This window comes from Mesorhizobium sp. M7A.F.Ca.CA.002.05.1.1, from assembly GCF_003998335.1.
Lineage (GTDB): Bacteria > Pseudomonadota > Alphaproteobacteria > Rhizobiales > Rhizobiaceae > Mesorhizobium.
The window spans coordinates 1-10,101 of sequence record NZ_RZQI01000132.1; the positions used below are offsets into that span (position 1 = coordinate 1).

The window sequence follows — 10,101 nt, forward strand, 5'->3', positions numbered from 1 at the left end:
ATAATTGCCGTCCGGCCGAACCTGCTTGCCGCCGATGAACAGCTTTGCGGTGCGGTCGATTGCCGAGCCGTCGGCCTGCTCGACTGGCTGTGCGGAGGTCGTCGCCGGCTTGATGACCGGGCCGAGCGGCAGCTTTGCCGTGAGATATTCGAACATGCCCTCGCGCCCGCCCTCGCGGCCGAAACCGCTCTCGCGGTAGCCGCCGAAGCCACAGGCGGCGTCGAACATGTTGGTGCCGTTGACCCAGACCACGCCGGCCTTCAATTGCGGCGCGACGTGCAAAGCAAGGTTGACGTTCTCGCTCCACACCGAGGCGGCGAGGCCATAGCGCGTGTTGTTGGCTAGCTCGATCGCTTCCTCGGTGTTGCGGAAGGTCATGGTCGCCAGAACAGGGCCGAACACCTCTTCTTGTGCCAATATGTTAGCCGGCGAAACACCTGTGGCGAGCGTCGGCAGATGGTAGTAGCCGGAAGACGGCAGCGCCGCATCCGGCTGCCAGCAGACGGCGCCCTGCCTGGCGCCTTCGGCAACCAGGCCCTTGACGCGGTCAAGCTGGGTCAAGTCGACCAGCGGGCCGATATCGGTGTTCTTGTCGAGCGGGCTGCCGACGCGCAGCCGGCTCATCCGCGTCTTGACCTTGGCGATCAGGGCGTCGGCGATGCCTTCCTGCACCAGCAGGCGCGAGCCGGCGCAGCAGACCTGCCCCTGGTTGAACCAGATACCGTCGACCAGGCCTTCGACGGCGCTGTCGAGATCGGCATCCTCGAAGACGATGAAGGCCGACTTGCCGCCGAGCTCCAGCGACAGTTTTTTCCCGGACCCCGCAGTGGCTTTCCTGATGATCTTGCCGACCTCGGAAGAGCCGGTGAAGGCGATCTTCTGGATGCCGGGATGGTTGACGATGGCCACGCCGGCCTCAGGTCCGCCCTGGACGATGTTGACGACGCCTTTCGGCACGCCGGCGCGTTCGCAGATCTCGGCGAACAGGATTGATGTCAGCGGCGTGAACTCGGCCGGCTTCAGCACCACCGTGCAGCCGGCGGCGAGCGCCGGCGCGATCTTCCAGGCCAGCATCAGCAGCGGAAAGTTCCACGGGATGATCTGGCCGACGACGCCGACGCCCTTGTGGCCGGGGAAATCCTTGTCCAGCGCCTGCGCCCAGCCGGCATGATGGATGAAATGGCGGATCGCCAGCGGCACGTCGATGTCGCGGCTTTCGCGGATCGGCTTGCCATTGTCGATTGTCTCAAGCACCGCGAACAGGCGCTGGTGGCGCTGCATGGCGCGGCCGATGGCATAAAGCACCTTGGCCCTGACATAGCCCGAGGCTGCCGACCATTTCGGCAACGCCTTGGTGGCCGCCGCCACCGCCGCGTCGATGTCGGCGGCATTGGCGTCCGAGACCTTGGCCAGCAGCTTGCCGGAGGAGGGCTCGCTGGTCTCGAAGGTCTTGCCGCCGGACGCGGCTTTCCAGTCGCCGCCGATGAACAGCGCCTTGGAAAAATCGCGCGCGGCAAGCCAGGCGTCGGCCTCGTTGCGGGCTTCCGGCGCCGGGCCGTACTCCATGGCGTGATAGCGGTCGAGGATGTTCATCAGGTGCCTCCTTCACCCTCCCCCTTGTGGGGAGGGTCGATCGGCAAGGCCGATCGGGGTGGGGGTAAATGTCTCATGCCATCGCGTGGCGATGATTGGCCGAATAGTGTCCGGTCAGATGGTGCTCGAGCTGGCGCTCGATGTCGGTCAAGAGGCTCGAGGCACCGAAGCGGAACAGCTCGGGCTCCAGCCAGGGCCGGCCGAGTTCTTCCTTCATCAGCACCAGCCAGTCGAGCGAGGCCTTGGCCGTGGATATGCCGCCGGCCGGCTTGAAGCCGATGAGATAGCCGGTTTCCTCGAAATAGGCCCTGATGGCGCGCACCATGGCGAGGCCGACAGGCAGCGTCGCGTTGACGCTTTCCTTGCCGGTCGAGGTCTTGATGAAATCGGCGCCCGCCATCATCGCCACCATCGAGGCCAGCATGACATTGCGCAGCGTGGCGAGGTCGCCGGTGCCGAGGATGACCTTCAGATGCGCGTCACCGCAGGCGGCGCGCATCGAGACGATCTCGTTGTAGAGCTCCCGCCATTTGGCGCCGAACACCAGCCCGCGCGGGATGACGACGTCGATCTCGTCGGCGCCGTCGCGGACCGAGGCCTCGATCTCCTGCAGGCGGGTCGACAGCGGCGTAAGGCCATGCGGGAAGGCGGTGGAGACGGCGGCGACATGGATGCCAGTGCCGCGCACGGCATCGACGGCGGTGGCAACGAAGGGGTGGTAGACACAGACGGCGGCCGGGCGGATGGTTTCACCTGATATGCCGAGGCCCTCGACAATGTCGCGGCGGAACGGATTGATCGCCTTGGCGCAGAGCCGGCGCACGCGCTCCTCGGTGTCGTTGGAATTCAGCGTCGTCAAATCCATGCAGGCGACGGCGCGCAGCAGCCAGGCCGCCTGGTTGTCGGCCTTTATCGAGCGCCGCTTGGTCAGGCTGGCGACGCGCCGTTCCAGCGCCGAGCGATTGACGCTGCGCACCGATTCCATGAAGCCGAGGTCGAGCTTCATGCCTGGATTGCGCGCAATGCGATGGTCCGGGGGAACGGCTGTGTTGGCGGCGGCACGCGCGGGCAGCGGCGTCACCTTGGACGAGCCGACATCGGCTTCGCGGATTGTGCTGCTCATCTCCTGCCCTTTCATTCAGCGACGTGTGCCGAAGATAGCCCGTGAAGCCGTACTTCACGAGTCCTGCGGGCGGTCATAACCGAAAAAGGCGGCGAAAGCAGCAATTTTTGACCGTGCGGTCAAAAACATAGACTTCGAGATGTTGGTGCGTCTCAGCCGACGAAGGCGCGCTCGACGACAAAAGTCGCTGGATGGCTCAGCGACCCTTCCTCGAAGCCAAGGCTTTCGGCCAGTTCCTTGACGTCCTTCAGCATATGCATCGAGCCGCAGATCATGATCCGGTCGGTTTCCGGGTTGAGCTTGTCGATGCCGAGATCGCTGTAGAACTTGCCGGAGCCGATCAGCGCGGTGATGCGGCCCATGCGTGCCGATTCCTCGCGGGTCGTCGAATTGTAGAGCGTGACGCGCCCGGAGGTCAGCTCGCCGATCAGCGGGTCGCTTTCGAGTGCTGCGACCAGTTCCTGGCCATAGGTCAGCTCGGCATTGTCGCGGCAGGTATGGGTCAGGATCAGCTGATCGAACTTGTCGTAGGTGTCGGGGTCGCGCAGCAGGCTGGCGAAGGGCGCGATGCCGGTGCCGGTCGAGATCATGAACAGCCGCTTGGCCGGCGTCAGCGCGTCGACCACCAGCGTGCCGGTCGACTTCTGGCGCATGATGACGGTGTCGCCGACCTGGATCTTCTGCAGCTCCGAAGTCAGCGGGCCGTCCGGCACCTTGATCGAGAAGAATTCCAGCTCTTCGTCCCAGGCCGGGCTCGCCACCGAATAGGCGCGGTACACCGGCTTCTCGGCATTGGGCAGGCCGATCATGACGAACTCGCCGGAGCGGAAGCGCAGCGACTGCGGACGGGTGATGCGGAACGAGAACAGCCGATCGGTATAGTGCTTCACCGAGACGACGGTTTCGGCATAGACGTTGGCCGGAATCGGGAACTGCAGCGGTCGGGCGCCGGCGGTGTTGAGAGCGGATGTGGTGTTCATCAAATCCAACCTTCTGGCCCAACCGTGGACGCGGGCGCCAAACTTTCACCTGCACGCCCGGACCATTCAGATCCCGGCGGGCTGTTCGCACACTGCAAAGCGGCAAGCTCTTGTGTCCGGAATTTATTAGTATACAAACGATATTTGCGTCAAGATGCTCCCTTAAAACAGCTTTCCAAACTGGCGCATATCCGTAGTCCGCGCATTTCGGGTTTCGACGATGGAAGAGAATATTTCGGCGCAAGCGCGCAATTCCCGGGGAAATGTCGTCGCCGGTATCGATGTCGGCGGCACCTTCACCGACCTGCTCCTGATCGACGGAAGCGACGGCGGCCGGGTGTATCTGGCCAAGACGCCGACCACGGTGGACAACCAGGCTTTCGGTGTGGTTTCGGCACTCGGCGCCACCGGATTTGCCATCGATAGCATCGACCTCATCGTGCATGGCACGACCACCACCACCAATGCGGTGCTCGAACGCCGGCTGGCGAAAACCGGCATGATCACCACGCGCGGTTTTCGCGACGTGATCGAACTGGGCCGGCGCACGCGGCCGCAGGCCTATGGCATGACCGGCAGCTTCGTGCCGATCATTCCGCGCAATCTCAGGCTCGAAGTCTCGGAGCGCGTCGAAGCATCGGGCGCGGTGCGCACGCCGCTCGACGAGACCGAGATGCGCGACGCAGTGCAGACGCTGATAGCGGCCGGTTGCGAATCCCTGGTCATCCATTTCCTGCATTCCTACGCCAACCCGGCACATGAGCGGCGCGCCGTCGAAATCGCCACCGAACTCTGGCCGAACGGCTACATCACGGCAGGCCATGCGCTGCTGTCGGAAGCGCGCGAATTCGAACGCGGCGTGACCGCTTCGGTCAACGCCTCAGTGCAGCCGATCCTCGAGCGCTATGTCGAGCGGCTGCGCAAGGAATTGGCCGCCAAAGGCTATGCCCGCGACTTCCTGATCATGAACGGCAATGGCGGCATGATCTCGGCCCGCTTCGTCACACGTGAATCGGCCAAGACGGTCATGTCCGGCCCGGCCTCGGGCGTCATCGCCGCCGCTTATACGGGAAAACGCGCCGGCTTCGAAAACCTCGTCACCTATGACATGGGCGGCACCTCGACCGACGTGGCGTTGATCCGCAATGCCGAGCCGGCAGTGTCGAACGAGATCGAGATCGAATATGCGATGCCGATCCATGTGCCGATGGTGGCGGTGCACACGGTCGGCGCCGGCGGCGGCTCGATCGCCCGCGTCGATGCGGCCGGCCTGATCCAGATCGGTCCGGAAAGTGCCGGCGCCAATCCCGGCCCGATCTGCTACGGACGCGGCGGCCTCGAGCCGACCATTACCGACGCCAATCTGGTGCTCGGCCGGCTGGCGCCGAAGAAGCTGCTGGCGGTCCAAAATCCCGTCACATCAGAGCGCGTCACCAGCATTTTCGAAGACAAGATCGGCAAGGCGACCGGCCTTTCCGGCGTCGAGGCGGCGGGCGCGGTGCTGCGGCTCGGCAACATGAAGATGGCCGGCGCCATCCGCATGGTCTCGGTGTCGCGCGGCCATGACCCTCGTGATTTCGCGCTGTTCGCCTTTGGCGGCGCCGGCCCGCTGCACGCAACGGCCCTGGCGCGCGAACTCGGCCTGCCCAAGGTGCTGGTGCCGGCGCGTCCGGGCATCACCAACGCACTCGGCTGCGTCGTCGCCGACCTGCGCCATGACTTCGTCAACACCATCAACCAGCCGGTGGCGGTGCTCGACGAAAGACAGCTTCATACTGTATTGGAACGACACCGAAACGAAGGTGAAGAGCTGATCGGCAAGGAAGCGGTGAAGCCGGAGACGATCCGCGTCACCCACTCCGCCGACATGCAGTTCGTCGGCCAGACCCACATCATCAACGTGGCGCTGCCGTCCTCATCGGTGACGCGGGCAACGCTGCAGCAGCTTTTCGAAAAGGCCTATTTCGCCCGCTTCAAGGTCGAGCTTCCGGAAATCCGCGCCAACCTCGTCAATCTCAACACCTCGGTCACTGGCGTGCGTCCGGCGATCGATCTGTCGCGGCTGATCGACCCGGCCGGGCGCGCAACAACGCTCGACGAGGCGCGGCGCGAAATCCGGCCGGTCTGGTACGCCGGCCAATGGCACGACACGCCGGTATACGCGCGTGAAAAGCTGCCGCTTGACGCTGAAATCGAAGGGCCGGCGATCCTCGAACAGGTGGATGCCACCACCGTGCTCGAACCCGGCGACCGCGCACGCAGCGACGCCGACGGCAACATCATCATCGACATTGGCGAGGCCTGAGATGCCAAATCTTGATAGGGCAAAGCTCGACGCCATCACCCTTTCGGTCCTCCAGGCGGCACTGCAGCAGGTCTGCGACGAGATGGACCTGACCTTCTCGCGCGCCGCCTTCTCGCCTGTCATCGCCGAGGCCAATGACCGCTCCGACGGCATCTATTCCGCCGTCGATGGTTCGCTGATCGCGCAAGGCAGCCAAGGCCTGCCGGTGTTCGTCGGCGTCATGCAATATTCGACCAGGACGGTGATCGAGATGATCGCCGACGGCCGTTGCCTGCCGCCGGAACCAGGCGACATCTACATCGTCAACGACCCCTATCTCGGCGGCACGCATCTGATGGATGTGCGCTTCGCCATGCCGGTCTACCGGGACGGCAAGATTTTCTGCTGGCTGTCCAACACCGGCCATTGGCCCGACATTGGCGGCTCGGTCCCGGGCGGATTTTCGGCCTCGGCGACTGCCGTGGAGCAGGAAGGCCTGCGACTGCCGCCCGTAAAACTGTTCAAGAAGGGCGTGCTCGATCCGGAGATCTACGCCATCATCTGCTCCAACATCCGCGTTGCCGACCAGCGCATCGGCGACATCCGCGCCCAGGCTGCGGCACTGCTGATCGGCCAGGACCGGCTCAATGGTATCCTGGATCGTTACGGTGATGAAACGGTTGTCGAGGCGATCGCCGAACTGCGCCGCCGCGCGGCCGAGCAGATGCGCGCCAACATCTCAGCCATTCCCGACGGCACCTACCATTCCAAGGCGTTTGTCGATTCCGACGGGGTGGTCAACGAGCCGCTGACCATCGCGCTCGCGGTGGAGAAACAGGGCAATACGCTGACCTTCGATTTCACCGGCTCGTCAAAGCCCTGCGCCGGGCCGATGAACAGTGTGCTGGCGACGACCTTGTCGTCGGTCTATCTCGCCATGCGTCACATTTTCCCTGATGTGCCGATCAGCGCCGGTGCCTTCGAACCGCTTGAAGTCAAGCGGCCGGAAGGCACTTTCCTCGACGCCAGATATCCACGCCCGGTCTCGGGCTGCGCGGCTGAAGTGTCGCAGCGCATCGCGGAAGCGGTGTTCGCGGCCATGGTGCAGGCGTTGCCGGACAAGGTGACGGCGGCGCCCGCCGGCTCCAGCGGCAATTTCGCGCTCGGCGGCAACGACCCGGCGCGCGGTCGCGATTACGTCATGTACCAGATCTCCGGCGGCGGTTACGGCGGAAATTCAGGCCATGACGGACTGACCAATGGCTGCTCGACCATCGGCATTTCCAAATCGCCGCCGGTCGAGATCATGGAACAGGCATTCCCGGTGCTCTACCGCCACTATGCCTTGCGCGAAGGTTCAGGCGGCGCCGGCAAGCATCGCGGCGGTTTCGGCCTCGCCTATGAGGTCGAAATCCTGCGCGGCGACGCCCGTGCTTCTTTCGTCATGGATCACGGCCGTTTCGGCCCCCAAGGCGCACTCGGCGGCAGGGATGGCGCGGTCAACATGGTGACCGTCTTCCGCAACGGCGAGGAACATGTACCGCCGCATTTGTCCAAGGAGCAGGACATCGCGCTCAAGGCCGGCGACCGCGTGCGTGTCGGCACGCCGGGCGGTGGCGGCTACGGCGATCCGCTGCAGCGCGATCCGGATCTGGTGCTGCGCGACGTGGCGTTGGGTTACTATACGATCGAGGAAGCCAACGAAAAATTTGGCGTTGTCCTCTCGGCAGGCGAACTCGGCATCGACCGGACAGCGACGAACAAGCAGCGCGCCGGCTAACGCACGACCAATCGTGAGGGCTTGGTCCGCTCGCCGCGCCGCGATCGCCGCAGCGCATGTCGTTTCCGTCTCCGCCGGGATCATGAAAGCCCGTAGACTTCCCGCTTTCAACGGGGAACTCGAACATGCGTCTTTTCGGTCGTTTCGTGCTTGCAGCTTCCGTCGCTCTCACCCTTGCCACGGGCGCCGCCTCCGCCCAGGACAAAAAACTCAGGATCGGCACCGAGGGCGCCTATCCGCCCTTCAATTACGCCAGTGCCGACGGCACGCTGGGCGGCTTCGACATCGACTTGGGGAAGGCGCTGTGCGCGCAGATGAAGGCCGAGTGCGAGTTCAGCGTGCAGGATTTCGATGGTTCGATCCCGGCGCTGCAGGCCGGCAAGTTCGACGCCATCATCAACATCACCATCACGCCCGAGCGGGCCGAAAAGGTCGAGTTCACCCACAAATACTACCAGACGCCGCCGGCCATCGCCGTACCGAAGGATTCGACCATATCAGGCTCCTCGCCGGACGACCTGAAAGGCAAGGCGCTCGGCGTGCAGACCGCGACCATCCACCAGAAATTCGCCGACCAGAAATATGCAGGCTCGACGGTCAAGGCCTATCCGACGGGCGAAGATGCCCGCACCGACATGGCCAATGGCCGCCTCGACGCGATGATGGACGGCTCGATCATCCTGACCGAGTGGTTGAAGAAGCCAGACGGCGCCTGCTGCAAGCTGCTCGGCACGCTGACGGCCGATCCGGCCATACACGGCCCCGGCGTCGGCATCGCCCTGCAGAAGGGCAACAAGGAGTTGGCCGACAAGCTCAATGCGGCCATCGACGCGCTGCGCGCCAATGGCAAGTACAAGGAAATCAACGACAAATACTTTTCCTTCGACGTCTACGGCAGCTGAGAACGACAACAAATGCCTTCCGGCAGCGCTGCCTGGCGCTGCCGTTTTTCATGAACGATGGAGACTTCCTTGGCTGAGCGGCGTTCCCCTTTCTACAGCAGCATCGTCGGGCTGGGCGCGACCATGGGTCGTGTCGGGGGCGATTTCATCTCGGCCAAAACTTATTCCGGTATTGCCGACGAGCACCTGAACACCCGCAGGAATGTCGGCGTGCAGGATCTCAGCACCATGGGCAAGATGGATATCAAGGGGCCGGAGGCCGAGGCGCTGGTCAACCATGTCATCGTCAATAATGCCGCTGCCATGAAACCGGGCCACGTCCGCTATTCCACGGTCTGCCGCGAGGATGGCGGCATCATGGACGACCTCACCGTGTTTCGGTTGGGCCCGGAGCACTTCATGCTGGTGACCGGCTCGGTCAACCGCCTGAAGATGCTGCCCTGGCTGCAGCATCACGCTCAGGGCCGCAAGGCCTATGTCACCGACATCACGGCGGCCATCGCCTTCCCGACCATCCAGGGTCCGCGCTCGCGCGAACTGCTGAAAGCGTTGATCGCGGATGCCGATCTGGATGGACTGAAGCGCTGGTCGTTCACGTCGGGCCATATCAACGGCACGCGGGTACTGATCTCGCGCACCGGCGTCACCGGCGAACTCGGCTTCGAACTGTTCGTGCCGGCCGACGAGGCGGCCTCTCTCTGGGACGCGCTGATGCGCACCGGCCGTGACTTTGGCCTGAAACCCTATGGCGTGCTGGCGATGTTCACGCTGGGCCTGGAAAAGGCCTATCCGGCGCACGGCATCGACATGGACGAGACCCGCACCCCGTTCCATGTCGGCCTCGACCGCTGGATCAAGTTCGACAAGGGCGATTTCATCGGCCGCGAAGCTTTGCTCAAGGTTCGCGACAAGGGCCTCGACGAGCAATGGGTCGGACTGATCCTCGACGGCGACAAGCCGGCCGCGGCCGATGCCAGGATTCTGGCCGATGGCGAGGACGCCGGCATCGTCACCTACAGCGACCACGGCTATTCCCTCGGCAAGGTGCTGGCCACCGCGCATCTGCGGCTGCCCTTCACGGCTGTCGGCACCGAATTGAGCATTGATATCGGTGGTAAGCCGACGCGTGCGGTGGTGGCTCCGATACCGTTCTTCGATCCGGAAGGGGCGAGGTTGCGAGGTTAGCTGACCCCATCGGGTGTTTCGGCCATTTTCAAGGTATGCGGGGCCGTCAACCCAAGCGACCGTCGAAACCTCTGCGGTAGCCGGAACGATCAGCTCTCGCCGTCGATCAGCGTCTCCAGCAGATCGAGCAACTGCTCGAGCTTTTCGTGGCCGAAGCGCTGTTCGATGTCGTCATAAATGACGCGACGCTCCGGCGACAGGGCGTCGATCAGGGCGGAACCGGCGGGCGCAATGGTTAGAACGACGCGTCCGCC

The 10,101-nt window shown here is 64.0% G+C and carries 7 protein-coding genes; 4 read left to right on the forward strand and 3 right to left on the reverse strand.

Annotated elements, in window-relative coordinates; genetic code table 11:
• The 3 genes from EN939_RS09525 to EN939_RS09535 form a co-directional block, all read right to left on the reverse strand.
• Positions 1-1,593, reverse strand: a 1,593-nt coding sequence (locus EN939_RS09525; RefSeq protein ID WP_127267815.1) for an aldehyde dehydrogenase family protein, incomplete at its 3' end; no start/stop codon positions are given.
• A gap of 73 nt (positions 1,594-1,666) precedes the next feature.
• Positions 1,667-2,716: a deoxyribose-phosphate aldolase gene (gene deoC / locus EN939_RS09530; protein ID WP_127267816.1), complete on the reverse strand. Its 1,050-nt coding sequence runs from the start codon at positions 2,714-2,716 to the stop codon at positions 1,667-1,669.
• Between the two features lie 152 nt (positions 2,717-2,868).
• Positions 2,869-3,696: a ferredoxin--NADP reductase gene (locus EN939_RS09535; protein ID WP_127267817.1), complete on the reverse strand. Its 828-nt coding sequence runs from the start codon at positions 3,694-3,696 to the stop codon at positions 2,869-2,871.
• A gap of 220 nt (positions 3,697-3,916) precedes the next feature.
• Between EN939_RS09535 and EN939_RS09540 the strand changes: the two genes are divergently transcribed.
• The 4 genes from EN939_RS09540 (at position 3,917) to EN939_RS09555 (ending at position 9,847) form a co-directional block, all read left to right on the forward strand.
• On the forward strand, positions 3,917-6,001 hold the full coding sequence (locus tag EN939_RS09540) for a hydantoinase/oxoprolinase family protein (protein ID WP_127267818.1): 2,085 nt from the start codon (positions 3,917-3,919) through the stop codon (positions 5,999-6,001).
• A gap of 1 nt (position 6,002) precedes the next feature.
• Positions 6,003-7,760 (forward strand): hydantoinase B/oxoprolinase family protein, encoded by a 1,758-nt coding sequence (locus tag EN939_RS09545; RefSeq protein WP_127267819.1) that lies wholly within the window; start codon positions 6,003-6,005, stop codon positions 7,758-7,760.
• 125 nt (positions 7,761-7,885) lie between these two features.
• A complete protein-coding gene (locus EN939_RS09550) occupies positions 7,886-8,662 on the forward strand; it encodes an ABC transporter substrate-binding protein (RefSeq protein ID WP_127267820.1) in 777 nt (258 codons plus the stop codon).
• Positions 8,663-8,731: 69 nt separating this feature from the next.
• Complete coding sequence (locus EN939_RS09555) at positions 8,732-9,847, forward strand: aminomethyltransferase family protein (RefSeq protein WP_236383079.1); 1,116 nt, start codon at positions 8,732-8,734, stop codon at positions 9,845-9,847.
• The last annotated feature ends 254 nt before the right edge of the window (positions 9,848-10,101 follow it).

What these genes read in the sequence shown, in the direction of transcription:
- deoC (WP_127267816.1), bottom strand. Translation starts at nt 2,716, where the DNA reads ATGAGCAGCACAATCCGCGAAGCCGATGTCGGCTCGTCCAAGGTGACG.
- EN939_RS09535 (WP_127267817.1), bottom strand. Translation starts at nt 3,696, where the DNA reads ATGAACACCACATCCGCTCTCAACACCGCCGGCGCCCGACCGCTGCAG.
- EN939_RS09540 (WP_127267818.1), top strand. Translation starts at nt 3,917, where the DNA reads ATGGAAGAGAATATTTCGGCGCAAGCGCGCAATTCCCGGGGAAATGTC.
- EN939_RS09545 (WP_127267819.1), top strand. Translation starts at nt 6,003, where the DNA reads ATGCCAAATCTTGATAGGGCAAAGCTCGACGCCATCACCCTTTCGGTC.
- EN939_RS09550 (WP_127267820.1), top strand. Translation starts at nt 7,886, where the DNA reads ATGCGTCTTTTCGGTCGTTTCGTGCTTGCAGCTTCCGTCGCTCTCACC.